Here is a 23,082-nt window from a genome sequence, read left to right as displayed (position 1 = left end):
ACAATGATCAAGCTCGGCATCGTGATGGACCCCATCGCACACATCAACATCAAAAAAGACTCCAGCTTTGCCATGCTGCTGGAAGCGCAGCGTCGTGGTTACGAACTGCACTACATGGAAATGGCTGACCTGTACCTGAACAACGGCGAAGCACGCGCTCGCACGCGCCTGCTCAGCGTCGAACAAAACTACGACAAGTGGTATGAGTTTGGCACCGAGCAGGATATCGCCCTGGCCGATCTGAACGTGGTGCTGATGCGCAAAGACCCGCCGTTCGACACTGAATTTATCTACGCGACCTATATTCTTGAGCGCGCAGAAGAGAAAGGCACGCTGATCGTTAACAAACCGCAGAGCCTGCGCGACTGTAACGAAAAGCTGTTTACCGCCTGGTTTGCCGACTTAACACCGGAAACGCTGGTCACCCGCAACAAAGCGCAGCTGAAAGCCTTCTGGCAGCAGCACGGCGACATCATTATGAAGCCGCTGGACGGCATGGGCGGCGCGTCTATTTTCCGCGTGAAGCAGGATGACCCAAACATCGGCGTTATCGCCGAAACGCTGACCGAACTGGGCACCCGCTACTGCATGGCGCAGAACTACCTGCCTGCCATTAAAGACGGCGACAAACGCGTACTGGTGGTAGACGGTGAGCCTGTTCCTTACTGCCTGGCACGTATTCCACAGGGCGGCGAAACGCGCGGCAACCTGGCCGCTGGTGGGCGTGGCGAACCGCGTCCGTTGACCGAAAGCGACTGGGAAATCGCCCGCCGCGTTGGCCCAACGCTGAAGGCGAAAGGGCTGATTTTTGTTGGTCTGGATATTATCGGCGATCGTCTGACCGAGATTAACGTCACCAGCCCAACCTGCATCCGCGAAATCGAAGCCGAATTCCCTGTTTCGATTACCGGCATGCTGTTCGACGCTATCGAAAAACGCCTCGCACACTAAGCACATCTGGCGGGTAACATCTACCCGCCTTCCCCTTCGAAGGCACGATTCACGGCGGGTAGCCCGTCTTCCTTCATTAGTGGTAAGCTGGTCACACTTCGCGCAGCCAATGCCGCTTTTATCAACCGGGATCAGAACCTCTGACAATGAATTTACAGCATCACTTTCTTATTGCCATGCCGGCTCTCCAGGACCCTTTATTTAAGCGCTCCGTAGTCTATATCTGTGAATACAACGATGAAGGCGCGATGGGGATTATCATCAATAAACCGCTGGAAAACCTGCAGGTTGATGGCGTTCTCGAAAAGCTAAAAATAGAACCAGACCCGCGCGACGCAACCATTCGTCTGGATAAGCCCGTTTTCATTGGCGGCCCGCTGGCGGAGGATCGCGGCTTTATCCTGCACTCTCCGCCGGATAACTTCGGCTCAAGCATTCGCATCTCCGACGACACGGTGATTACCACCTCTCGTGATGTGCTGGAAACCCTGGGGACGGCCAGGCAGCCAAAAGAGGTGATTGTTGCCCTCGGCTACGCGTCATGGGAAAAGGGCCAGCTTGAGCAGGAGATCATGGAAAACTCATGGCTGACGGCTCCGGCCTCCCCTGAGATCCTGTTTCATACGCCGATTGCAGAACGCTGGCGCGAGGCCGCCCGGCTGATTGGCATCGACATCCACACCATGCCAAGCGAAGCGGGGCACGCCTGATGAACAGTGGAACGTTAATGGCTTTTGACTTTGGTACAAAAAGTATCGGCGTCGCGATTGGCCAGCGTATTACCGGCACTGCGCGCCCGTTAACCGCGCTAAAAGCGCAGGACGGCACCCCGGACTGGAATGCGGTAGAAAAAATCCTGAAAGAATGGCAGCCGGAAGAAGTGGTCGTGGGCCTGCCGCTGAATATGGATGGCACCGAACAACCTCTGACGGCGCGAGCCCGCAAGTTTGCTAACCGCCTACACGGACGCTTTGGCGTGAAGGTCTCGCTGCAGGATGAGCGCCTGAGTACCGTCGAAGCCCGGGCAGGCCTGTTCGAACACGGCGGTTTTCGCGCGCTGAATAAAGGCAGCATCGACTCCGCCTCCGCCGTGATTATTCTCGAAAGCTGGTTCGAGTCCCACCCGTGAAGGGCTTAACTGCCGGGCGCGTCGTTTCCTGCGCTCTGCAGTTCATGCCTTGCGGCAATGGCCAGAAAATGGCGGCGATCCCGGTAGCCTGACGAGGGCTGCTTAGCACGTGAATTGATACGCCGCAGCAGCGCGTCCGCCAGCATAATGTTTCACCGCGGCTGCTTTCCTTCCTGGGCGGATAGATCCACATCAACCAGCAGCCATTGCTGGCAGTCGCTGACTCCGGGTCTGCGGCGGTCAGCGCGAGGCCTGTCGTTTCGCTATCACGCAGCTCGCCCAGCGGAATGACATCGGGGTCTTCCCGTAAAACGGCTTTTAGCGCTAAAACGTAGCGTTCACAGTGCAGGCCGGGTTCCCGCTGTTGAATCAGGCAACTGCCAGAGGGGTGATTAAATTCGATCGGGTCTTCCAGCATGAGCACATCGCCATCAAAATGCTGGCTGAGATGCTGGATCATCGCAGCAAGCGTTGTGTATTTCCCGCGCCCGGTCGCCCCGGTTACCAGTATCAGCCCCTCGCTTTCCTCTAAAACCTCGCAGAGCTGCGGCGGGGCTTTGAGCGCCTTCAGATCAGGGCAGGAGGATGCCAGCAATCTCAGCACTCGCGAACAGCCTTCCTGGTGGCGGAAAGCATGAGCACGTATCCTGATGCCGTTCGCGAGCGTAAGCGAGAAACCAAGCTACCCGGCGCGGCTAAGCTGCAGCTTTTGCTCTGCGCTGAGCCGGGCCACAAGAACCTCTTTAACCTCCGGCACCTTCCCCGGGTGGACTGTCAGCCTGCCACACTTTCGCCGGTGTGCCACCTGGCGTGCGCACAGGTGTAGATCGGACACATTATGCTTTACACTAAGGGCCACAATTTCTTCGATATCCATATCACCTCCAACGATCATGAATGAGATAGCGCACAATCTGGCACAGGTACATGGGAAAATCTCAGTCGCTGCGGCACGCTGCGGCAGAAGCCCAGAAGAAGTGACTCTGCTTGCGGTCAGTAAAACCAAGCCTGCGATCGCCCTCGCAGAAGCGATTGCTGCCGGGCAACGCGCCTTTGGCGAAAACTATGTGCAGGAAGGCGTGGATAAGATTCACCACTTTACTGAACAAGGTGTAACAGGACTGGAATGGCACTTTATCGGGCCGCTGCAGTCGAACAAAAGCCGCCTTGTGGCGGAAAATTTTGACTGGTGCCATACCGTCGATCGGCTGAAGATTGCCAGCAGACTCAGCGAACAACGCCCGTCGACGCTGCCGCCGCTAAACGTGCTGATTCAAATTAACATCAGCGACGAAAACAGTAAGTCCGGCATCGCGTTGAGTGAGCTGGAGCAGTTAGCTGCCGAAGTGGCGGCCTTACCGGGTCTGACGCTGCGGGGCTTGATGGCCATCCCTGCGCCAGAACCGAACTACGAGCGCCAGCTTGCCGTTTGCCGCAAAATGGCAGAGGCCTGCAATGCGCTCAAAGACCGCTTTACCACGGTCGATACATTATCTCTCGGCATGACCGATGACATGGAAGCCGCGATTGCCGCAGGCAGCACCATGGTGCGCATTGGAACCGCTATTTTCGGCGCGCGGGATTACCCCGCTCGTTAATCACCATCATTTTTGAGGAAAACCATGCTAACGTTGACGTTCCTGGTCAAAACCCTGATTGAGCTTTACGTAATGGTGCTGCTTATCCGCATCTGGATGCAGTGGGCGCGCTGTGATTTCTACAACCCGTTTGCCCAGTTCATCGTTAAAGTTACCCAGCCTGTTATCGGGCCGCTTCGCCGCGTGCTGCCGTCCCTCGGCCCAATTGATACCTCATCCCTGTTGGTGGCGTTTATCCTCACCACGCTGAAATTCCCTATTCTGCTGCTGATCCAGTCCGGCGGGCTGTCGCTCGATCCGTTAAACTTACTTATCGGCGTGCTGTCGCTGCTAAAATCAGCCGGTACCCTGGTGTTCTGGGTGATCATCGTGCGTTCGCTGATGAGCTGGATAAGCCAGGGCCGCAGCCCTATTGAATACGTGCTGATGCAAATGACCGAGCCAATGATGGCACCGATTCGCCGCATCTTGCCTGCCATGGGCGGCATTGATTTCTCCGCCATGGTGGTCATTCTTATTCTTTATGCACTGAACTACCTCGGCATGGACCTGTTCCCTGGCCTCTGGTACGTCATTTGAGTGCTGTGACACAGCAGCCTGACGGGCTGGTTCTGCGGCTGTATATTCAGCCAAAGGCCAGCCGCGACAGCCTGGTCGGTATGCATGGCGACGAGTTAAAAGTCGCCATCACCGCACCGCCGGTAGACGGGCAGGCCAACGCTCACCTGGTAAAATATCTGGCCAAACAGTTCCGGGTAGCAAAAGGTCAGGTAGCGATAGAGAAAGGCGAACTTGGTCGCCATAAACAAGTTAAAATTATCGACCCGCAGCAGATCCCGACGGAAGTCGCGGCATTGATTGCCCCCCTCGAATAACACAGGACTGACTATGCAAAAAGTCGTATTAGCTACCGGTAACGCCGGTAAAGTGCGTGAACTCGCCAGTCTGCTGGCGGATTTCGGCTTTGATGTGATCGCGCAAACCGAGCTGAACGTGGAATCTGTCGAAGAGACCGGCCTGACCTTTATTGAGAATGCCATTCTCAAGGCCCGCCATGCGGCAAAAGTAACCGGGCTTCCGGCGCTGGCCGACGATTCCGGCCTGGCGGTGGATGCTCTGGGCGGCGCACCGGGGATCTATTCCGCACGCTACGCGGGAGAAGATGCCAGTGACCAGCAGAACCTCGACAAGCTTCTGGAAGCGCTGAAAGACGTGCCGGACGATAAACGCCAGGCTCAGTTCCACTGCGTACTGGTCTATATGCGTCACGCGGAAGACCCAACGCCACTGGTCTTTCACGGCAGCTGGCCGGGCGTAATGACCCGCGCGTCGGCCGGACAAGGTGGCTTTGGCTACGATCCTATTTTCTACGTTCCGTCCGAGGGAAAAACCGCGGCGGAGCTGACCCGCGATGAAAAGAGCGCGATTTCCCACCGTGGACAGGCGCTGAAACTGTTACTGGAAGCAATGCGTAATGGCTGATTTGCCACCTCTTAGTCTCTACATTCACATCCCGTGGTGCGTACAGAAGTGCCCGTACTGTGACTTCAACTCCCACGCGCTGAAAGGGGACGTACCGCACGACGAATACGTGAGCCATCTGCTGCGCGACCTCGACCGCGACGTGGCACTTGCTCAGGGGCGTGAGGTAAAGACTATTTTCATTGGGGGCGGCACGCCAAGCCTGCTCTCCAGCGAAGCCATGCAAACGCTGCTGGACGGCGTGCGCTCGCGCCTGAAACTGGCGGCTGACGCTGAAATCACCATGGAAGCTAACCCCGGCACGGTCGAAGCCGACCGCTTTGTTGGTTACCAGAAAGCAGGCGTGAACCGTATCTCAATCGGCGTACAGAGCTTTAGCGAGCCCAAATTAAAACGCCTGGGCCGTATTCATGATGCAGGCGAAGCCAAACGTGCGGCTAACCTGGCGAGTGGCCTGGGGCTGCGAAGTTTTAACCTTGACCTGATGCACGGCTTACCTGATCAGTCGCTCGAAGAGGCGCTGGACGACCTGCGTCAGGCCATAGCCCTGAATCCCCCGCATCTTTCCTGGTATCAATTAACCATCGAGCCGAATACGCTGTTTGGGTCACGTCCGCCGAAGTTACCGGACGATGACGCGCTATGGGATATCTTCGAGCAAGGCGATAAGTTACTGACCGCCGCAGGCTACCAGCAATACGAAACCTCCGCCTATGCTAAGCCGGGTTATCAGTGCCAGCACAACCTGAACTACTGGCGTTTTGGTGACTATCTGGGGATTGGCTGCGGTGCGCACGGCAAAATCACCTTCCCGGACGGGCGCATTACGCGCACGGCGAAAACGCGCCATCCACGCGGCTATATGGAAGGAAAATACCTCGACCGCCAGCATGACGTTGAGCAGGCAGATAAACCGTTCGAATTCTTTATGAACCGTTTCCGCCTGCTGGAAGCCGCGCCGCGCAGTGAGTTCACGCTTTATACCGGTTTAGATGAAGCGATAATTCGCCCGCAGTTAGATGAGGCGCTGGCGAAAAACTATATGACTGAGACGGATGAGTACTGGCAGATAACCGAGCACGGGAAGTTGTTTTTAAACTCCCTGCTGGAGTTGTTTTTAGCCGACGAAGCCTGAGTTTCTCCTCTCTCCCCTTTGGGGAGAGAGGGAGGGGGAAATTACTTCAGCGAACCCACCAGCCCTTTGCGCTGATTTTCCAGCGACACCACCCGGTTACACACCTCATGACCGAATTGTTCAAAATCAGCCTGCTGATTGTTCCACTCGTTCTGAACCGCCGTTTGCAGGCCGCCCAGGTTGCCCAGCACATTTTGCAGCGGGTTGCCGCCACCTTTCAGCACCGCCTGTGCGCCCATTTCATTAATGCTGTCCTGCAGAATGCCGCCCATCGCCTGGTTCACCAACTGCTGACCATCGGCTCTCACCTGATCGACCGCTTTATAGTGGAACGTCAGCCCATCCTGGCGGCGCTCGATAATCCGGTTCATCTGCTCTTTTAACTGGGCATCCAGCCTGGTCAGACGATTGCGCATGCTGCTGCTCTCCCCGACCTGTTTAGCAATAATGCCGTCCAGCGCTATGCGGCTTTTCTCTACGCGAGAGCGGGCCCCGCTATCAATCCACGGTAAATCGGTGCGCAGGGCTTTCTGGTAGTTCAACGCCTGCTGGCGCTGCGCGGCGGTCAGCGTCTTCTGAACGCCGTTGTATTTCACGCTGCCGTCAGGCGCAATGACCAGATTGCCGTTCTCACCCACAACCTGTACGGACTGCGGATTAATGACCACGTCATCGCGTGGATTGGCGCTGCACTGGTAGTCCGCGTGTGCTGAAGCGGCGGTGACCAGCAGCGCGCCTAAAAGAACCTTACGGATCATATTTTCTCCTGAAAAATCAGCTCCTGAAAAAAAGGCTGGTTAATTAACCAGCCTGTTTTGCTAAAGCTTAGTCCCACCAGACGTCGAACAAATCGCTGATGCGAACATCTTCGAGCTTGCGGTCTTCTAACCATTTACGCACCAGCGCCTGATGCTCTTCGGTGCATTTGCCAATCTCTTCCATGCACACCAGACCTTCCCAGACCAGATAACCGCTGCCGTCAAACGCCAGCTTGTTCGGCGCAATCACTTCGGCGATCAGCTCGTCCACGGTTTTATCGATTTGCTCTTCGGAGGTGCCCTCCGGGAAGCGCCAGGCAATCGAGAAGCCCAGTTCCTGGAACTCTTCGATGTGCATTTTCTTACGCAGACGACGGCTACGATTCTTTGCCATTATTTCACCCTCTCGAACATTAAGTCCCATACGCCGTGACCAAGACGATGGCCACGTTGTTCAAATTTGGTTACCGGACGCGAGTCCGGACGCGGTACGTAGTCGTGACTCTCCGACTGGTTTTTATACCCTTCGATAGAGGACATCACTTCGAGCATATGTTCAGCATAAGGTTCCCAGTCAGTGGCCATATGGAACACACCGCCCAGCTTCAGCTTACGCTTAACAAGGTCAGCAAACGGTACCTGAACGATACGGCGTTTATTATGACGTGCTTTGTGCCATGGATCAGGGAAAAACAGCTGAACCATGTTCAAAGAATTGTCAGGAATCATGTTTTCCAGCACTTCCACCGCATCGTGGCACATCACGCGGAGGTTCTCCACGCCCGCCTCATGTGCGGTGCTCAGGCAAGCGCCCACGCCCGGCGAATGCACTTCAATACCGAGGTAGTTATGCTGCGGATTGGTTTGCGCCATGGTCACCAGCGAAGTGCCCATACCAAAACCGATTTCCAGCGTGACAGGCGCTTCGCGGCCAAAAATCTCGCTAAAGTCGGCAGGCTCGGCCTGGAACTCAACGCCCATCACCGGCCAGTAGTTATCCAGCGCGTGCTGCTGGCCTTTTGTCAGCCGCCCCTGGCGACGGACAAAGCTGCGGATGCGGCGCAGTACACGGCCTTCTTCATTAAATTCCGGTGAAATGACGTCATTCTTCATGGTTTTCTTAACGCTTCGCTTAGTGTTCGGGAAACGGGCATTATCCAAAGTTAAGGATGAGAAGCAAGTGGCAGAAAGTTCCGGTTTACAGCTTTACGCCGCTGTGCTGGAATCGGCTCCTTTATTACACCTTTGCCGGATATCCCGCGTTGACCATGCAAGCTCCTCAATTCGCCCAACAAGTCCTCGACTGGTACCACAAGTATGGGCGCAAAACCCTGCCGTGGCAGCAGGAGAAAACGCCTTATAAAGTATGGCTCTCTGAGGTGATGTTGCAACAAACCCAGGTCGCGACGGTCATCCCTTATTTTGAGCGCTTTATGGCGCGTTTCCCCACCGTGACCGATCTGGCAAACGCCCCGCTGGACGAAGTGCTGCATCTGTGGACGGGTCTGGGCTATTACGCCCGCGCGCGTAATCTGCATAAAGCCGCACAGCAGGTTGCCGATAAACACGGTGGCGTTTTCCCTCAAACGTATGACGACGTGGCCGACCTGCCTGGCGTCGGGCGCTCAACCGCAGGCGCAATTCTGTCTCTGTCGTTGGGCAAACACTTCCCGATTCTCGACGGCAACGTTAAGCGCGTGCTCGCCCGTTGCTATGCCGTTTCCGGCTGGCCGGGCAAAAAAGAGGTCGAAAACCGCCTCTGGGAAATCAGCGAACGCGTGACTCCGGCACAGGACGTTAGCCAGTTTAATCAGGCGATGATGGATCTGGGTGCCATGGTCTGCACCCGTTCAAAGCCAAAATGCGAGCTTTGCCCGCTGAGCAACGGCTGCGTGGCTTATGCCAATCACAGCTGGGCTAACTATCCCGGCAAGAAGCCTAAAGTGGCGCTACCGGAACGCACAGGCTATATGCTGATGATGCAGCATGGCGATGACGTCTTCCTGGCACAGCGTCCGGCGGTGGGGCTATGGGGAGGCTTATTCTGCTTCCCACAGTTCGCGGAAGAACAGGAATTACGCCACTGGCTGGAGCAGCAAGGTATTCCTGCAGATAATCTCACGCAGTTAACGGCTTTCCGCCACATCTTTAGCCATTTCCATCTGGACATTGTGCCGATGTGGCTTCCAGTGTCGTCGATTGGCGCCTGCATGGATGAAGGCCCCGCTCTCTGGTATAACTTAGGCCAGCCACCATCTGTCGGGCTGGCGGCTCCCGTAGAGCGCCTGCTAAAACAATTACGTGCCGAACCGGTTGCCCTGGCGCCCGTTCGCGCCGAAGAAGAGGAATAATCATGAGCAGAACGATTTTTTGTACTTACCTGCAGCGCGAAGCTGAAGGCCAGGATTTCCAGCTGTATCCGGGCGAACTGGGCACGCGGATCTACAACGAAATCTCCAAAGAAGCCTGGGCGCAGTGGCAGTCCAAACAAACCATGCTGATCAATGAAAGAAAGATGAGCATGATGAACCCGGAACACCGTAAAGAGCTGGAAAACGAGATGGTCAATTTCCTGTTTGAAGGGAAAGAAGTCCATATCGAAGGCTTCACCCCGCCAGAAAAACAGTAATCGTCGGCACCTTTTTGCAAACACAACACGCATACACGGAATGATGAAAAAACTTCTCGCGCTGGCTCTTGTGGCCCCGTTGCTGATCTCCTGCTCCAGTAAAAAAGGCGATGATGCTTTTAACGAAGCTTACGTAAAGGACACCAACGGGTTTGATATTTTGATGGGGCAGTTTGCCAACAACATCGAAAATATCTGGGGTATGAAAGAGGTCCTGATCGCAGGCCCGAAGGATTACGTCAAATACACCGACCAATATCTGACGCGCAGCCACATCAACTTCGACGAAGGTACCATTACCGTTGAGACCATCGCGGGCACTGACCCTGCCGCTCACCTGCGCCAGGCGATCATTACGACCCTACTGATGGGAGACGATCCTGGCTCAATAGATCTCTATTCCGATGCCAACGACGTCCAGATCTCCAAAGAGCCGTTCCTTTACGGGCAGGTCGTGGATAACACCGGCCAGCCCATTCGTTGGGAAGGCCGCGCGACGAAGTTTGCCGACTATCTGCTGCAAACGCGCCTGCAAAAGCGCAGTACCGGGCTGAAAATCGTCTATAGCGTGACCATCAATCTTGTGCCCAACCACCTCGACAAACGTGCCCATAAATACATCGGTATGGTGCGTAAAGCGTCGAAGAAATACGGCGTGGACGAGTCGCTGATTCTGGCAATCATGCAGACGGAATCCAGCTTCAACCCGTATGCGGTAAGCCACGCAGACGCACTGGGCCTGATGCAGGTGGTTCAGCACAGCGCCGGGGTAGACGTGTTTAAAGCGCAGGGGAAATGGGGCAAACCAAGCCGCAGTTTCCTGTTCGATCCGGAAAGCAATATCGATACCGGCACGGCTTATCTGGCGATTTTGCAGAACAGCTATCTGGGGCAGATTGATAACCCAACGTCACGTCGCTATGCGGTCATTACGGCCTATAACGGCGGTGCGGGTAGCGTGCTGCGGGTGTTCTCTAACGATAAGACGCAGGCGTTTAGCCTGATTAACAGCATGGCACCGGGCGATGTCTATCAAACACTGACCACCCGCCACCCGTCCGCAGAGTCTCGTCGTTATCTGTATAAGGTGAATAACGCCCAGAAGAGCTATCGCCGGCGGTAATTTACCCTCACCCTCTCCCTAAAAGGGAGAGGGGACTTTCCGGGACTCAATTTCTTCACCCTTCTCTGCTCCCTCGCCCCCTTGGGGCTGGGGTGAGGGGCTATTTCCTCTTACTTCAACATGTAGCCATACAGCCGCTTAATACCGTCCGAATCCGTCTCGCTGTACACGCCCTGCAGCTCAGGGGAGAAGCCCGGGAGCATATTCACGCCCTCTTCCAGCGCCAGGAAGTAGCGCAACGCCGCCCCGCCCCAAACTTCACCCGGCACCACGCAAAGCACGCCCGGTGGATAAGGCAACGCGCCTTCCGCCGCGATACGCCCTTCAGATTCGCTCAGGCGCACCAGCTCCACGTTGCCACGAATAAACTCGATGTTGGCGTCCTGCGGGTTCATCACCACGGCAGGCAGGCTCTCCTTGCGGAACATCGCCTTCTGCAGCTCTTTGACCTCGAAGCTCACGTACAGATCGTGCATCTCCTGGCAAAGCTGGCGCAGCGTGTAACCCTTGTAGCGCACCGGGTATTTCTGATAAATCGTGGGCAGCACATCCGCCAGCGGCGTGTCGTCCTCAATATGCTGTTCAAACTGCGCCAGCATGGCCACCAGCTGAGCCAGCTTCTCGTGGCTTTCCGCCGGGGTAAGCAGGAACAGGATCGAGTTAAGATCCGACTTCTCTGGCACAATTCCGTTTTCACGCAAATAGTTAGCGAGGATCGCCGCAGGCACACCGAACTCGGTGTAGCGGCCGGTTTCTGGATCGATGCCCGGTGTGGTTAACAACAGTTTGCAGGGATCGACAAAATACTCGTCCTTCGCATAGCCCTCAAAGCCATGCCAGCGCTCACCGGGTTCAAAGCTGAAGAACCGGCGTTCCTGAGCGATCTTCTCCGTGGGGTGATCCTGCCACGGGCGCCCGGCCACTTCCGGCGGAATAAACGGTTTGATCATCTTACAGTTGGCAATAATCGCTTTGCGCGCTTCAATGCCCAGCGCCACACATTCCGCCCACAGGCGACGGCCGCTTTCGCCCTCGTGGATCTTGGCATTCACATCCAGCGCAGCAAACAGCGGGTAAAACGGGCTGGTTGAGGCATGCAGCATAAAAGCATTGTTCAGCCGCTTGTGCGGGCAAAAACGTGCCTGGCCGCGAAGATGGTTATCTTTCTTATGGATCTGCGAAGTCTGGGAGAACCCGGCCTGCTGCTTGTGAACCGACTGAGTCACAAAGATCCCCGGATCGTTTTCATTCAGCTCCAGCAGCAGTGGCGAACAGTCCGCCATCATCGGAATAAATTGCTCGTAGCCAACCCATGCTGAATCAAAGAGGATGTAATCACACAGATGGCCGATGTTATCTACCACCTGGCGAGCGTTATAAATTGTGCCGTCATAGGTGCCTAGCTGGATAACAGCCAGACGGAAAGGCCTTGCCTCCTGAGCACGTTCAGGTGCCACTTCCGTAATCAGCTCTCGCAGGTATTTCTCATCAAAACAGTGCGCGTCAATGCCGCCGATAAAACCAAAGGGATTACGGGAAGCTTCCAGATAAACCGGGGTCGCACCGGCCTGGATGAGTGCGCCGTGGTGGTTTGATTTATGGTTGTTACGGTCAAACAGCACCAGATCACCGCGCGTCAGCAGCGCATTGGTTACTACTTTGTTCGCCGCAGAGGTGCCGTTAAGCACAAAATAGGTTTTGTCGGCATGAAATACTTTCGCGGCGAACTTCTGGGCATGCTTGGCTGAGCCTTCGTGGATCAGCAGGTCACCCAGCTTAACGTCCGCGTTGCACATGTCGGCACGAAATACGTTCTCGCCAAAGAAATCATAAAACTGCCGCCCCGCCGGGTGTTTTTTGAAGAATTTCCCGTGCTGGTGGCCCGGGCAGGCAAAAGTGCTGTTGTCCATCGCCACATACCTGGTCAGCGTGTTGAAGAACGGCGGCAACAGATCTTCTTCGTAGTCGCTGGCCGCGGTTTCCAGCTCCAGGTCATCCTGTGCTTTACCGGTTATCACGCCGGTTACCGCAGGCAAACCGTCAACAGCGGTTTCACTAAAAATAAACACCGGTAAATTAAAACCCGTGCGTTTAAGCAAGGCCAGAATGCCGCTGCGGCTGTCCGCAACGGAGATGACAACTGCCGCCACATCGGTGAAGTCAGTCTCATCGAGCGTGACCACTTCACGATGCGTGGAAAGTAATGCAGCCACGTCGTGGCTGGCGGCAATTTTCAGTGATTTCATAAGCACAAATCCCCGTCTGCAAGGATGAGTGGGTGCCAACCGGCACGGCAAAGGGAAAACTCCCCAACGAAGGCGTTCTGAAGGTCTTAGGTGTGAATCCACTTCGACCGCCAGACATCAGTAAAACCAGGCAATTCCTGATTTTACTGATGTCCTGCAGCGAGCAAACATTGCCCTCACCGCATGGTGAGCAAGGGACTTCGGAAGGTTATAGCAGCACAGACGAGCGCCATCCCGAAAGATGCATGGGAATTGAGAGTGAACATCAAGGCGCCCCGTAGTAGATAAGAAAACTGGCGCAATCATGGCACCTTCTGCCGGGGGGTTCAACATGAAGTCTGTAACAGCCCGCACATAAATCAGGCAAACGCACCACGCAGTGCAACAAAGCCATTGACGCGGAATGGGGTTTACGGTTTAATGCGCCCCGTTGCCCGGATAGCTCAGTCGGTAGAGCAGGGGATTGAAAATCCCCGTGTCCTTGGTTCGATTCCGAGTCCGGGCACCACTTACATCAAAGCACGTTGGTCAGAACTGAGAAGCCTGACGGACGGTTAAGAGAGGGTGTCCGAATCCATATGAACAGATGATTTACACTTCGTGGATTCAACATCTTTCTCAAGAAAGGGAACTGTTTGCAGCAGTTCCCTTTTCTCGATCATCGGTTATGATTGCAGTCAATACCCCCATTGTCAATATGTGTAAAACCGCCCCCATCGTTCATTTTTTCTGCGCGTCAATGTAAACCCCCAGCTCCCGCTCCAGCGTTTTCCCGGTCAGCTCCATGCTGAGAGAAATGTATTCCAGCGTGGTGGCCACGTTCCGGTGCCCCAGCAGCCCCTTAACCAGCGGCAGGTTGCGATCCGGCGATTCCATCAGTCTTGTCGCCAGCGTGTGCCGGAACCGGTGCGGCGTCACCGCAAAACCGCACTCCCGCGACAACCGTCGAAAAAAAGAGCGAACCGGCTGCCGGGCTGGGCCGTCAGGGCCGGGCTCATAGCCCGCCCCGAGCGTCAGCAGACGTTGAACGTCAAACAGCGGATCTTCCGGTCGGGCTCCGCAGACCTTCATCTCGGTCATCAGACGGCGGAGCTGCGACTGCAGTTGACTGACGACGGGTACCGTCCACTCCCGGTGCGTTTTGCTTCCCTCCTGCCGCAGCTCAATGCTGTTGGTTTTCAGGCTCACATCCTTCACCCTGATATGCATCAGCTGGTTATGCCGCATCCCCGTGTAGCGCAGCGTGTCCAGCACAGCACGCCAGTACCACGCCGGGTACAATGCGCACTGGCTGTTTCCGCCCCGGCGTGAGCGCTTTTTCCCCTCCCGCTCTTCATCCTCAAACTGCTGCATAATCAGGTACACGCGGATAATCTGGTCTTCAGACAGCACCCGCTTGCGTTTTCTGGCCGTGCGAATCGACACGCCGTTGAAGGGGTTGTCCTCTCCGGGATAAAGCTTGTGCTTCATGGCATAGTTAAACAGCGCCCGCATATGCGTCACTTTGTTGTTCCAGGTGTGCTCCGAGAGCCTCTGATCCCTGACCACCTCCCGTCGCCAGCACAGGACATCCCGCTGCGTCACCGCTCCCGGTGGGAGGGCCTCGCCGGTAAACTTCCGGAACCCGCTGACCACCTTCTCATAGCTCCATTCGGTGGCCTCCCGCAGCAGCTTGCTAAAAAAATAGTTGTCAATCAGCTGCTTCCAGCATGCATTACTTTCTGATATATCCATGGGACACTCTCTTTATTGCCAGTAATGTCTTCTTCCCGGCCCGGTGGCAAACGGCCCCGGTCAGTCAATAATCAAGTACGCGCTGTCAGAAGGTATGCGGTCAAACAGCAGGCCAGCCTTCACCAGATAACCTTTGGTGCGCGTAAACGGGCCTCTGCCGTCCCCGGTGGCGTAAATCCTGGCGAAAAAATACCGCCGGTTATCCCGCCGTTTATGGAGATCCAGTCGCTCAAACGCCTGCTGCACCGCCTCTCTTTTATCTCCGTCGCGCCCTGTCTCCTTCAGGTAGCGGAAAAACACCCCCGGGACCGGAAGCAGAACAAAGCCCGACACCACCTGCAGGGCATCACCCGGCCCGTTCACCGGCAGACTTCCGCTGCGAATGCCGTCACGCAGCCAGCACAGGAAGGCCTCGCCTTCCTGTGCCAGGGCACTGCGGTTTCGGGCGACAAACACCCCACCCCCCTGAGCCAGAGCGTCAACTTCCCGTGTATTGCCCTGTTCGCCCGTCACCGGAAATACAGTGGCACGGGGGTCAGGTTGGTGAGCTGGCCCGGGTACCGGTTCATCGGCTCCGCAAGGCAAAGCGACGTCTGCGGCGGGCTCATCAGGCACTGCAGCATCTGCATCGCTCCCCAGCAATACCAGGAGTGCCTGCATATCGTCGTTAGGAACCAGCGTAGCTTCATTGATAATGCCGTCTGTCCCATCGGGGCTACCCGTTGTGCCAGAAGAAGGAAGGATTTCATCCGCAGCCAGCGCGGACTGGAGTATTCCCGTCCCGGGCAAGGGGTCTGCTGAAGCGATTGTGTCTCCACTGACACGGGTTGTCGGCTCAATCCCGGCCGAAGGCATTAATGCAGGAATTCCGGTCTCCGGGGTGGAGGCGAGCGACTGCCGGGATACGGGCAGGCTCACTGCCCCACTCTTCTCTGCGGCCGTCGCCAGAAGTTCATCAAGCACCGACAGTGGGGAGGGAAGACCGCACAGGCGCTGCGCCAGGCAGTCCAGGGTCGCCGGGACGGTGGCGAGCCAGCCCGTGGCCCGCCGGGGCAGGAGCTGGCAGGCCATCAGGGTGGCGGCGCTCTGCGCCACGTTTGCCTGGGACGGTGTCGGGTTAAATCGGAACCGGTACGGCCCGGCAGGGGCACTCATCCCTGGGAGCCAAGGCTCTCCGCTTCTGAGCTCGCCGGTCAACTGGCTTAACAGGGGCAGGTGGTAGAACAAGGCCGACCAGTACACCACGGCGTTCCACAGCATGCCCTGCGCCGCCTGCTCTTCTGGCGCGGCTCCCGGGGGAAGCAAATGGGCTTTGGCCAGACGTACCGCGCAGGTCACATACCTCACCACCATATCCCCATAGCCGCCGATCCCCGACCAGGGACCAGATGGAGCCGCAGGCACGTTCTGTACCCGGGCAAGGAGTTGTGCCAGAGGGGTGAAATACAGGGTCTGGTACTGCTCTGCGGGCAGGGCGCAGTTATCCCACAGCTGCTGCAGATAAATCTGGCGTACCGGGGCAGTGGTCAGAGCATCCTGTGTCTGCGGGAGATGGTAGCCGGGAATGTCCTGCCGGACGGGAGCCGGTGCAGCACTGGCTCCCGTCTCTACCTGCCCGACCCGACCGGGAAGGGATTTCAACCAGCTAAGCATGACGCCCCGGCCCCTCTGGTTTATCCTTTTCGTCTTCTTTATCTGGGGCATTCAGCAGGGCGTGTATCAGGCCGTTCATCACCAGCGTCCTGCGCACCCGCGTAACGGAGACATACAGCAGGTTGGTTTCGTCGGTACGTTCGGCCTCCGGCATCTGCGGGTCGGTGATATCGGCGAAGTCCTCATCGAGCATCACCGTGTCCCACTCCAGGCCCTTGCTGCGGTGGGCCGTGGACACCGTGACATCCGCCTCGCTCTCACTCCCCACCGCCTGCGCTCTCAGCACCTTCAGCTTCTGCGGCAGAGGGAAGTACGTTTCCAGCAGCCGGATGCCCTGGTTCATACCGATATCGCCGGTAGCCTTCGCGATACTCTTGTACTCCGCGAAATCCCGGTAATCCTTCGTCAGCTGTGAGCTGCGCATCCGCTCTGGCATCTCCACGGAGAACCAGTAGAGGTCTTCCAGCTCTTCGGCTTTATAGCCTTCAATCCCCCCAACCCAGTACACGCTTTTCCCAGTCAGACTGGCGCTCAGGGCAGCACCAATGACGCCGGCCACGGTGCGGCTCAGCACGGTATAGTGTGCCGCGTCAGCCGGCAGCGTCTCCACCACCCGGTCAGCACTCCCACTCCCTTTCACCGTCTGTGTTTCGCCCTGGCGTTGAAGCAGCACGTTTGCCACCCGGGCCACCTCCGGCCCGAAGCGGAAGCTCTGCGTCAACCAGAGCTGGTCTGCATCCTGCAATACAGGCGCGTCCAGAGCGTTATCCGCTCCCCGGAAGCGGTATATCTGCTGATGCCGGTCGCCGACCAGCACCACGTTACACTTCTGGCCCAGAACCAGCGCGCGAGTGACCGGGTTGGCATCCTGGGCTTCATCAAACAGAATGGTGCGCCACCGGCGCGACAGGTCCGGGGCCGAGAGCTGGTAGAGCTTCAGGTAGGTATCGTGGGTGACGGGGAAATCAGACTGTGGACTGCACATCGCCTGCCACAGGACCTGCGCCGCACCAATAATATCAGGGGGAGCTATGCCGCCGAGGTCCTTCTCCGCCGGGAGGTGCATCAGACCCAGCTCCGGGTCGGCGCTGCAGAGAAAGTGGTTGAGCGTCTCCAGGGCGGTACGCGCCAGCGACCAGTGGCGGGTGTTGAGCAGCCGTGCGACGTCGGTGATACGCAGATTACTGGTCAGGCGGGATGCCAGTGGACGCCCGAACCCGGGCCACGCCAGCTGATGGGAGGTTTTGCATTCCACGCTGAAGGGGAACATCTGCTCAGCCTCATCCCTGACAGCCCGGTTATAGGCCAGGTACAGCATCCGGCTTTCAGGGTTGGCAAGCGCGTATCGCACCAAGGTGTGCGTTTTCCCGGTGCCGGCAAACGCCTTCACCACCAGACGTTCGCCCTGCCAGTTGATAATGGCCGCCTGTTCAGGCGTATCAGCGTAAGACATCGAATATCCTCAAATGCAGAGATAAAACGACATTCTGTTTCCGGTCTGTCTGCCCCGCCACGCTTAACTCAGCATAGTGAGGGAAAAATAACGACGGCCTCCTCCCGTCACCGGCCTGGTAATCTGTCGCCTAGCCAGGCCATCCAACGGTCATCTTCCACCTGTACATTCACAGGCAACCCGGCGTCATAGCAGGTCTGGTACCACTCACTGACCTGGCGGGCATTACCGTTCAGCCAGGCCTGCCCTTTGTTTTCACTCCACAATGCAAGACTTGTCGTGCCATCAGGACGGATAACAAATGCTGCCCGGCTGACAGTATAAGGCCGTCCTCTGATGTCGATTTCAATGTCCCGCATCTCTCTTCTCTGAGCGCGGGAAGGTAATATCCGGTTCCCGGCCTCCCGATGCTGACGATATTCAACAGGCATCAGCGAAGCCGCCATCGTACGTCCGGCATCGCTCAGTTCGATAAAGACCCGGCGATTGGGCCTTCGCTGCATACGAACCAGTCCGGAAGTCTCCAGCAAGTAGCAGGCATAATAAACACAATGATTTCTAAGAGACCGCTTAATATTTTGTAGCGGGAAAAGCCCTGAAGAAAAGCTATCAGCTGATAACATCAAAATAAGAATTTTCTTTTGAAGATCCGATAATTCTCGCTGTTTGAACATTTACGCCCATTCTCCTGATGGTTATTTTTACGCAACATTTCTACTAATTCCTTTAATGATTCCGAATCATTCCGAATGAAATGCTCTATTTCATCCCCTCAAAGACAGCCTGACTTAAAACGGCTATCTAATTGCAACCTACGAAATAAGCATCTAGAATCCATAACCAACACAAATAGCAATAGTGTCTTTTTACACAAAAGACACACGAGCAAATTGATATAGATCAAACAAATGAATTATTCTACAAACTTCGTCAAAAAAGCACTCACACTCTCAGACAAACTTTGCCCTGATATCAAAAGCAAGGAAAAAAGGCTGTCATTGATCAGTGGAGAAAAAATATCAACAGTTAAAAACTGGCTGTTTCATAATAAATCACCAGTAGCATCAAAACGACTCATGCTGAGTGACAAGTTTGGTGTTTCAGAAGATTATTTATTCGGAGATTACCAGCACCCTGAGATCCCGGTCGCGGTATATAATAATGAGCTAACATGTTATTTAATACCGCAAATAGATGAGGGCAATCTAAATAATCTTATATCGGCAAGTACACCATTAGTACTTCAGGACAGACAACCGTTGAAACTTGAGTTACTTCTGAATAATGAGGTTAAATCTCCATACTTAACTTATTGCTTCGAAGCAATACACCTCACCTTCCCTCCCTTTATATCCACTCATGATATTGTATTTGTCAACTCTACAGCCTTATATAAAAACAACACATTTTGTTTATACAAAACGACAACAGGAATTGAACTGGTAAAAATTGACACTTCAGAGGGCGCATCCAGAGTGTATACAAAGCAGGGAACTTGCGTTGCTGTTGAAGGAAACGCATTAATCATTCCCGTATTACTTATTTTATCTAGGAATAATTAGAATGGACCTCAAAATACTGGACAAAATGTTTGGACAGACAACAGATAATCAACATGACAAAATTTATCTGCCATTACTCTTTTGCATATTTCTTACATCATCCACCTTCTTCTTCTACGATCATAAATCTCTGCATCTGCTTGGGTATCAGATACATATGTCCGTTGGACTAGTATTTTTCCCCTTTACATTCACGATAGTCAACATCATTCAGGACCGGTATGGCAAGCTTTTTGCGAACACCGCCGTAAGGTATGGCTTCCTGTGCGATGCTCTTTTTGTAGGCTTAGGGTATTTCCTTGCCAGCCTGGGTGAGAGGGCCGACTACTATGCTGTCTACTCCCAATTACCCTCCATAATGGGGATGACGTTTATTTTTGTCTGGATTAGTAATCTTTTAAATACTTTACTTTTCGAAAAAATCAAAAAAATAACAAAACATATTTTTTTGCGCTATTTCGTCTCTTCTTTCACTGCCGAAACCATCATAAGTGGGATTTCAATCCCACTTATGATGAGAGTTAACAACCTCAATAAAGGAGCTGTTGCATCAATATTGTTTATAGTGCTATACAAAATATTTATATCGTTCATTCTCTCTGGTTTAGTTTCAATGAAAACAAGGACGAATACCCACCATCCATGACAATATCACTTCCTGTCATGAAATCATTTTGAAGCAGGAAGTTTATCGCTGACCATACATCCTTTACCGTTCCGCAGCGCCCTGTAAGGTATGCCTCACTGTAATCAGGAAGAGAACCTGCGTATTTATTGCGTATCATGGGTGTGTCAATCGTCGCAGGTGAAATTGAATTCACTTGTATATTTGGAGCACATTCGACGGCACATACCTTTGTCAGATTTACAATAGCAGCTTTAGCACTGCTGTAAGCGACCATATTCTTACCACCAACAAAAGCGGTGGAACTTGCAATGTTGATTATTTTAGCAACCTCACAATTCCCCAACATTTTCGCAACCTCCAACTTACAAGCATGGAAGGTTGGAAGAAATATCTGATTGTAGGACTGAGTGATCTCCTCAGTTGTAATGTCTGAAAGGCGTTTTCTGATGCCTGCCACACCAGCACAATTAACAGCATAATCAATTCGTTCTATCTTGCTGAAAGCAGCCTCCGCTTCACTCCATTTTGATAAATCGCAACTAATCTGCACAATTGACTCATCGAGTTCTTCTGAAATAGCATGATCTATCCCAATAACCTTAAAGCCAGCCTTATGAAATTGCGTAGCCGCATAATGGCCAATACCACTGGCCTGCCCTGTTACAAGAATATATTTTTCCATCTAATTAGTCTTTTCAAATATCACATCGTAGGGATGACTATAGCAGATGGTACGCTTCTGATAAAAACATCCTCGTTTTTCACTTACAGGCTACACAATGTCAGTGCGGTAGCCTTGGACACATTCACCATTGAAGAGAGTTTCATCAGACTAAACAGATTTTCCGTCCAAGATCAGCAAATAATTCTTCTTCTACATTCTCTGGTAAAAAACAGAAACTTCAAACGAAACAAACTCATTCATGGCATTAATCTTTATTTAAAATACGAAAATGGAGAAACTATAAATATCAATTATGATGAATTACTTCAGATCTTAGGAAAAAATCTAACCATGATCGACACTCTTAAAATCCTACAGAATACCCTGGAACAGTGAAGTCATGTGTCAGCGGTAATCTGAAGATAGCCCCCCTGGTGAAGGGAGGGCCAAACATACATAACTATTGCCGAGCCTGTTCTACAGGCTTCGTGGCTGAGTATGAGCTCGTGTGTGCCGCAGACGCAAAGGCCAGTTCCCGAGGTAATGCCCTGGGGTATACAGCACCCTGCGCCGCTCATTGTCGAGCGAGTTGCCAATCACTACCTCTCCGGCCACGCCGCAGAGCGACAGCTGGACATACGCCATCCCCGCCGCCAGTGGGTCAACGTCGGTGGCTGATACCCAGAGCCGGCAGTGTGACGCATACCCTGCCTGGTTCAGCACATCAGCGACGGCGAGAACCATGCAACCTGCGCCGCAGGCCGGCTCGGATAATGTGATGAAGGGTCTGGCCTGAAACAGCCTGTCCATATCGCCCAACTGGAGCATGGCCATCATTCTGGCCAGGTCCCACGGGGTGAAGAACTGGGCGCGGTATTTATCGCCCAGGTCGAGCTGCATAAATACCTTACCCAGAAAATCACAGAAACCCGCCTCCAGGCCGTTGACCACATGGGCCAGCAATTGCGTCATACGCATCACATCCGGTTTCTGATAGCCGCTGATGATGCGCATGTACTTGCTCTCCCGCAGGTCGCTGAAGTAGAGGCGGTTCTCCAGGGCGATGACGCTGCAGCTGATGAAGTCCTCAAACACCCGGTGCCGGTGGTGGTAGCAGGCAGTCTGGTTAAAGAGTGAAATAAAGGCTTTCTCATGGTCGATGAGTCCGGTCATGCGAGTTCTCCGTAAAAAAGGGGAACACGCCACCCGGGCAAGGGGGAACGTGTTCCCCCGGGGTATGTGAAGCGGCAGCAACCCTCTCAGGTTGCTACCCGGCTGAGAGTTCAGCCCTGTGGTTTAACCACGAATGCCACCGTAGCTGGCGGCCTCCGCGTTCAACAGATGCGGCATGTCACCGCCCGTCAGCATCGGATCGACTGACCACACGTCCACGGGCAGGCCCTGATGGCCGTCCACGTGTTCGCCCTGGTCATAGCAGTCGTAACCCTGCACACCGTTCACTGGCTCGCAGTAGCTGTGCCGGACCTGGCAGTCAAACACAGCGGATAACTCCCCTATAAGCTCGCCTGAAGGCGGATACCAGGGCGAGTCCAGCCATACCGTCAGAGCCCCGCCCTCGCTGCGCTCGTGGCGTACGTTGTGACCCGACGGCCAGACCATGCCGTACAGACGCTCGTATAGGCTCGCCTGGGTGGACATCCCGCTCAGCAGACTGCCGTTGCCGTTAATCTCGGCGGCAAGCCGCGTCGGGATAACCAGCAGCATGTCACAGGGCGGGGCGTAGTCCGGCAGCACAGCCAGCCTTTCCCAGCACTCGCCGGCGTCGATGTTGTCAGACAGACCGACAACCCCGAACCAGTCGGCGTACTGGCCGCGCAGTATCAGACGCATCACCTGCTGCGCGGCGGCGGGAATGTTGTCCCACCGGAGCGCCCCCAGACCCGTCTGATGGTAGAGCCGCTCCGTCTCGCGGATTGTCTCCCCGTTCAGCGGGACGTCCCGGCGAAGCAGGCCCAGCCACTGCTCGAACGCCTGGTTGGGCGAACTGGCGGGGCCGGTACCCAGGGGTATCAATGGCGGATACGGGCGATACTCCGTCGTACTGGTGGGTTTCAGTATCCCCGCGCAGCCGGCCAGGAACAGCCGGATACTCTGCTGGACCGCATGACGGTAGCGCGGCACTTCCGCGCCGGTCACCCACTCGAGCAGGATGTCGATACAGACGGATTTGCCACTGAACTCCAGGCGATTAGTGCACCATTCAGGCATAGTGAATACCTCTTCTGTAAGCGCCCCGTCAGCGACGTCTGGATAAGCTGACTCATCCAGGTAACGATAATGTCCACTATTTTTCCGGATAATGGACACAGAACATTG

26 protein-coding genes and 1 tRNA gene are annotated in these 23,082 nt (G+C 54.8%); 15 read left to right on the top strand and 12 right to left on the bottom strand.

Going from position 1 to position 23,082, the window contains the following annotated elements; all coding sequences use genetic code 11:
* Positions 1-3: 3 nt before the first annotated feature.
* The 3 genes from gshB to ruvX all read left to right on the top strand — a co-directional run bounded on the left by gshB (position 4) and on the right by ruvX (position 2,080).
* On the top strand, positions 4-951 hold the full coding sequence (gene gshB, locus B9Y90_RS20345) for a glutathione synthase (protein WP_039297932.1): 948 nt from the start codon (positions 4-6) through the stop codon (positions 949-951).
* Between the two features lie 146 nt (positions 952-1,097).
* On the top strand, positions 1,098-1,661 hold the full coding sequence (locus B9Y90_RS20340; RefSeq protein ID WP_085542342.1) for a YqgE/AlgH family protein: 564 nt from the start codon (positions 1,098-1,100) through the stop codon (positions 1,659-1,661).
* Positions 1,661-2,080, top strand: coding sequence for a Holliday junction resolvase RuvX (gene ruvX / locus B9Y90_RS20335; protein WP_085542341.1), 420 nt, complete (start codon positions 1,661-1,663; stop codon positions 2,078-2,080). The genes B9Y90_RS20340 and ruvX overlap by 1 nt, the downstream gene beginning before the upstream one ends.
* On the opposite strand, the gene B9Y90_RS20330 is transcribed toward ruvX, so the two are convergent.
* A complete protein-coding gene (locus B9Y90_RS20330; protein ID WP_441302662.1) occupies positions 2,046-2,726 on the bottom strand; it encodes an ATPase, T2SS/T4P/T4SS family in 681 nt (226 codons plus the stop codon). The two genes, ruvX and B9Y90_RS20330, sit on opposite strands and share 35 nt — an antisense overlap.
* On the opposite strand from B9Y90_RS20330, the gene B9Y90_RS27355 reads away from it, so the two are divergent.
* The 6 genes from B9Y90_RS27355 (at position 2,715) to hemW (ending at position 6,295) form a co-directional block, all read left to right on the top strand.
* On the top strand, positions 2,715-2,906 hold the full coding sequence (locus B9Y90_RS27355) for a hypothetical protein (protein ID WP_254902718.1): 192 nt from the start codon (positions 2,715-2,717) through the stop codon (positions 2,904-2,906). The two genes, B9Y90_RS20330 and B9Y90_RS27355, sit on opposite strands and share 12 nt — an antisense overlap.
* A 67-nt stretch (positions 2,907-2,973) precedes the next feature.
* Complete coding sequence (locus tag B9Y90_RS20325; protein ID WP_085542340.1) at positions 2,974-3,678, top strand: YggS family pyridoxal phosphate-dependent enzyme; 705 nt, start codon at positions 2,974-2,976, stop codon at positions 3,676-3,678.
* Positions 3,679-3,702: 24 nt separating this feature from the next.
* Positions 3,703-4,257 carry a YggT family protein gene (locus B9Y90_RS20320; RefSeq protein ID WP_085542339.1) on the top strand — a complete coding sequence of 185 codons (555 nt, stop codon included), beginning with the start codon at positions 3,703-3,705 and terminating at the stop codon, positions 4,255-4,257.
* On the top strand, positions 4,254-4,553 hold the full coding sequence (yggU, locus tag B9Y90_RS20315; protein WP_085542338.1) for a DUF167 family protein YggU: 300 nt from the start codon (positions 4,254-4,256) through the stop codon (positions 4,551-4,553). The genes B9Y90_RS20320 and yggU overlap by 4 nt, the downstream gene beginning before the upstream one ends.
* Positions 4,554-4,566: 13 nt before the next feature.
* Positions 4,567-5,160, top strand: a complete 594-nt coding sequence (locus tag B9Y90_RS20310; protein WP_085542337.1) for an XTP/dITP diphosphatase — start codon at positions 4,567-4,569, stop codon at positions 5,158-5,160.
* On the top strand, positions 5,153-6,295 hold the full coding sequence (gene hemW / locus B9Y90_RS20305; RefSeq protein WP_085542336.1) for a radical SAM family heme chaperone HemW: 1,143 nt from the start codon (positions 5,153-5,155) through the stop codon (positions 6,293-6,295). Before B9Y90_RS20310 ends, hemW begins: the two co-directional genes overlap by 8 nt.
* A 41-nt stretch (positions 6,296-6,336) precedes the next feature.
* Here hemW and B9Y90_RS20300 read toward each other — a convergent pair whose 3' ends face one another.
* The 3 genes from B9Y90_RS20300 to trmB all read right to left on the bottom strand — a co-directional run bounded on the left by B9Y90_RS20300 (position 6,337) and on the right by trmB (position 8,166).
* Positions 6,337-7,053 (bottom strand): YggN family protein, encoded by a 717-nt coding sequence (locus B9Y90_RS20300; RefSeq protein WP_085542335.1) that lies wholly within the window; start codon positions 7,051-7,053, stop codon positions 6,337-6,339.
* A gap of 67 nt (positions 7,054-7,120) precedes the next feature.
* On the bottom strand, positions 7,121-7,447 hold the full coding sequence (locus tag B9Y90_RS20295) for a YggL family protein (protein ID WP_008461534.1): 327 nt from the start codon (positions 7,445-7,447) through the stop codon (positions 7,121-7,123).
* Entirely contained in the window at positions 7,447-8,166 is a 720-nt protein-coding gene (gene trmB, locus B9Y90_RS20290; protein WP_085542334.1) for a tRNA (guanosine(46)-N7)-methyltransferase TrmB, read from the bottom strand. Before trmB ends, B9Y90_RS20295 begins: the two co-directional genes overlap by 1 nt.
* 155 nt (positions 8,167-8,321) lie before the next feature.
* Here trmB and mutY point away from each other — a divergent pair, with 155 nt between their 5' ends.
* The 3 genes from mutY to mltC are packed head-to-tail and all read left to right on the top strand — an operon-like array spanning position 8,322 to position 10,805.
* Positions 8,322-9,404 (top strand): A/G-specific adenine glycosylase, encoded by a 1,083-nt coding sequence (mutY, locus tag B9Y90_RS20285; protein WP_176227886.1) that lies wholly within the window; start codon positions 8,322-8,324, stop codon positions 9,402-9,404.
* A 2-nt stretch (positions 9,405-9,406) separates the two neighbouring features.
* Complete coding sequence (locus B9Y90_RS20280; protein WP_085542333.1) at positions 9,407-9,682, top strand: oxidative damage protection protein; 276 nt, start codon at positions 9,407-9,409, stop codon at positions 9,680-9,682.
* 43 nt (positions 9,683-9,725) lie between these two features.
* Complete coding sequence (gene mltC / locus B9Y90_RS20275; protein WP_176227887.1) at positions 9,726-10,805, top strand: membrane-bound lytic murein transglycosylase MltC; 1,080 nt, start codon at positions 9,726-9,728, stop codon at positions 10,803-10,805.
* A 110-nt stretch (positions 10,806-10,915) separates the two neighbouring features.
* Here the strand turns inward: mltC and B9Y90_RS20270 are convergent, their stop codons facing one another.
* Positions 10,916-13,051 (bottom strand): ornithine decarboxylase, encoded by a 2,136-nt coding sequence (locus B9Y90_RS20270; RefSeq protein WP_085542331.1) that lies wholly within the window; start codon positions 13,049-13,051, stop codon positions 10,916-10,918.
* Positions 13,052-13,483: 432 nt separating this feature from the next.
* On the opposite strand from B9Y90_RS20270, the gene B9Y90_RS20265 reads away from it, so the two are divergent.
* Positions 13,484-13,559: transfer RNA gene (locus tag B9Y90_RS20265), tRNA-Phe, on the top strand.
* A 212-nt stretch (positions 13,560-13,771) separates the two neighbouring features.
* On the opposite strand, the gene B9Y90_RS20260 is transcribed toward B9Y90_RS20265, so the two are convergent.
* The 4 genes from B9Y90_RS20260 to B9Y90_RS20245 all read right to left on the bottom strand — a co-directional run bounded on the left by B9Y90_RS20260 (position 13,772) and on the right by B9Y90_RS20245 (position 18,565).
* Positions 13,772-14,785, bottom strand: a complete 1,014-nt coding sequence (locus B9Y90_RS20260) for a tyrosine-type recombinase/integrase (RefSeq protein WP_085542330.1) — start codon at positions 14,783-14,785, stop codon at positions 13,772-13,774.
* A 60-nt stretch (positions 14,786-14,845) separates the two neighbouring features.
* Positions 14,846-16,438 (bottom strand): TraI domain-containing protein, encoded by a 1,593-nt coding sequence (locus B9Y90_RS20255; protein ID WP_176227885.1) that lies wholly within the window; start codon positions 16,436-16,438, stop codon positions 14,846-14,848.
* Positions 16,431-17,891 carry a UvrD-helicase domain-containing protein gene (locus B9Y90_RS20250; protein ID WP_085542328.1) on the bottom strand — a complete coding sequence of 487 codons (1,461 nt, stop codon included), beginning with the start codon at positions 17,889-17,891 and terminating at the stop codon, positions 16,431-16,433. Before B9Y90_RS20250 ends, B9Y90_RS20255 begins: the two co-directional genes overlap by 8 nt.
* Positions 17,892-17,998: 107 nt before the next feature.
* Positions 17,999-18,565 carry a hypothetical protein gene (locus B9Y90_RS20245; protein ID WP_085542327.1) on the bottom strand — a complete coding sequence of 189 codons (567 nt, stop codon included), beginning with the start codon at positions 18,563-18,565 and terminating at the stop codon, positions 17,999-18,001.
* 234 nt (positions 18,566-18,799) lie between these two features.
* Between B9Y90_RS20245 and B9Y90_RS26505 the strand changes: the two genes are divergently transcribed.
* Complete coding sequence (locus B9Y90_RS26505; protein ID WP_139827426.1) at positions 18,800-19,453, top strand: hypothetical protein; 654 nt, start codon at positions 18,800-18,802, stop codon at positions 19,451-19,453.
* 1 nt (position 19,454) lies between these two features.
* Complete coding sequence (locus B9Y90_RS27575) at positions 19,455-20,099, top strand: VUT family protein (protein ID WP_085542326.1); 645 nt, start codon at positions 19,455-19,457, stop codon at positions 20,097-20,099.
* Here B9Y90_RS27575 and B9Y90_RS20235 read toward each other — a convergent pair.
* From B9Y90_RS20235 to B9Y90_RS20220, 3 genes are all read right to left on the bottom strand, one after another.
* Entirely contained in the window at positions 20,044-20,763 is a 720-nt protein-coding gene (locus B9Y90_RS20235) for an SDR family NAD(P)-dependent oxidoreductase (protein ID WP_085542325.1), read from the bottom strand. The two genes, B9Y90_RS27575 and B9Y90_RS20235, sit on opposite strands and share 56 nt — an antisense overlap.
* Before the next feature lie 459 nt (positions 20,764-21,222).
* On the bottom strand, positions 21,223-21,918 hold the full coding sequence (locus tag B9Y90_RS20225; RefSeq protein ID WP_085542323.1) for a DNA methyltransferase family protein: 696 nt from the start codon (positions 21,916-21,918) through the stop codon (positions 21,223-21,225).
* A gap of 123 nt (positions 21,919-22,041) precedes the next feature.
* Positions 22,042-22,974 carry a DUF1281 domain-containing protein gene (locus B9Y90_RS20220; RefSeq protein ID WP_085542322.1) on the bottom strand — a complete coding sequence of 311 codons (933 nt, stop codon included), beginning with the start codon at positions 22,972-22,974 and terminating at the stop codon, positions 22,042-22,044.
* Between the last annotated feature and the right edge of the window lie 108 nt (positions 22,975-23,082).

Source organism: Cedecea sp. NFIX57, from assembly GCF_900177785.1.
GTDB classification, from domain to species: domain Bacteria; phylum Pseudomonadota; class Gammaproteobacteria; order Enterobacterales; family Enterobacteriaceae; genus Cedecea; species Cedecea neteri_C.
The sequence above is the reverse complement of the archived record's forward strand: the minus strand, read 5'-3'. Positions and strand labels throughout refer to the sequence as shown.

Bases quoted from the DNA above. Each gene is read 5' to 3' on its own strand.
- B9Y90_RS20280 (WP_085542333.1), top strand. From the start codon at position 9,407: ATGAGCAGAACGATTTTTTGTACTTACCTGCAGCGCGAAGCTGAAGGC.
- B9Y90_RS27355 (WP_254902718.1), top strand. From the start codon at position 2,715: ATGAGCACGTATCCTGATGCCGTTCGCGAGCGTAAGCGAGAAACCAAG.
- B9Y90_RS20340 (WP_085542342.1), top strand. From the start codon at position 1,098: ATGAATTTACAGCATCACTTTCTTATTGCCATGCCGGCTCTCCAGGAC.
- B9Y90_RS26505 (WP_139827426.1), top strand. From the start codon at position 18,800: ATGAATTATTCTACAAACTTCGTCAAAAAAGCACTCACACTCTCAGAC.
- gshB (WP_039297932.1), top strand. From the start codon at position 4: ATGATCAAGCTCGGCATCGTGATGGACCCCATCGCACACATCAACATC.
- B9Y90_RS20320 (WP_085542339.1), top strand. From the start codon at position 3,703: ATGCTAACGTTGACGTTCCTGGTCAAAACCCTGATTGAGCTTTACGTA.
- B9Y90_RS20250 (WP_085542328.1), bottom strand. From the start codon at position 17,891: ATGTCTTACGCTGATACGCCTGAACAGGCGGCCATTATCAACTGGCAG.
- mutY (WP_176227886.1), top strand. From the start codon at position 8,322: ATGCAAGCTCCTCAATTCGCCCAACAAGTCCTCGACTGGTACCACAAG.
- B9Y90_RS20310 (WP_085542337.1), top strand. From the start codon at position 4,567: ATGCAAAAAGTCGTATTAGCTACCGGTAACGCCGGTAAAGTGCGTGAA.
- B9Y90_RS20235 (WP_085542325.1), bottom strand. From the start codon at position 20,763: ATGGAAAAATATATTCTTGTAACAGGGCAGGCCAGTGGTATTGGCCAT.
- B9Y90_RS20325 (WP_085542340.1), top strand. From the start codon at position 2,974: ATGAATGAGATAGCGCACAATCTGGCACAGGTACATGGGAAAATCTCA.
- B9Y90_RS27575 (WP_085542326.1), top strand. From the start codon at position 19,455: ATGGACCTCAAAATACTGGACAAAATGTTTGGACAGACAACAGATAAT.
- mltC (WP_176227887.1), top strand. From the start codon at position 9,726: ATGAAAAAACTTCTCGCGCTGGCTCTTGTGGCCCCGTTGCTGATCTCC.
- B9Y90_RS20260 (WP_085542330.1), bottom strand. From the start codon at position 14,785: ATGGATATATCAGAAAGTAATGCATGCTGGAAGCAGCTGATTGACAAC.
- B9Y90_RS20220 (WP_085542322.1), bottom strand. From the start codon at position 22,974: ATGCCTGAATGGTGCACTAATCGCCTGGAGTTCAGTGGCAAATCCGTC.
- hemW (WP_085542336.1), top strand. From the start codon at position 5,153: ATGGCTGATTTGCCACCTCTTAGTCTCTACATTCACATCCCGTGGTGC.
- B9Y90_RS20225 (WP_085542323.1), bottom strand. From the start codon at position 21,918: ATGACCGGACTCATCGACCATGAGAAAGCCTTTATTTCACTCTTTAAC.
- B9Y90_RS20270 (WP_085542331.1), bottom strand. From the start codon at position 13,051: ATGAAATCACTGAAAATTGCCGCCAGCCACGACGTGGCTGCATTACTT.
- B9Y90_RS20295 (WP_008461534.1), bottom strand. From the start codon at position 7,447: ATGGCAAAGAATCGTAGCCGTCGTCTGCGTAAGAAAATGCACATCGAA.
- trmB (WP_085542334.1), bottom strand. From the start codon at position 8,166: ATGAAGAATGACGTCATTTCACCGGAATTTAATGAAGAAGGCCGTGTA.
- B9Y90_RS20255 (WP_176227885.1), bottom strand. From the start codon at position 16,438: ATGCTTAGCTGGTTGAAATCCCTTCCCGGTCGGGTCGGGCAGGTAGAG.
- B9Y90_RS20300 (WP_085542335.1), bottom strand. From the start codon at position 7,053: ATGATCCGTAAGGTTCTTTTAGGCGCGCTGCTGGTCACCGCCGCTTCA.
- B9Y90_RS20245 (WP_085542327.1), bottom strand. From the start codon at position 18,565: ATGTTCAAACAGCGAGAATTATCGGATCTTCAAAAGAAAATTCTTATT.
- ruvX (WP_085542341.1), top strand. From the start codon at position 1,661: ATGAACAGTGGAACGTTAATGGCTTTTGACTTTGGTACAAAAAGTATC.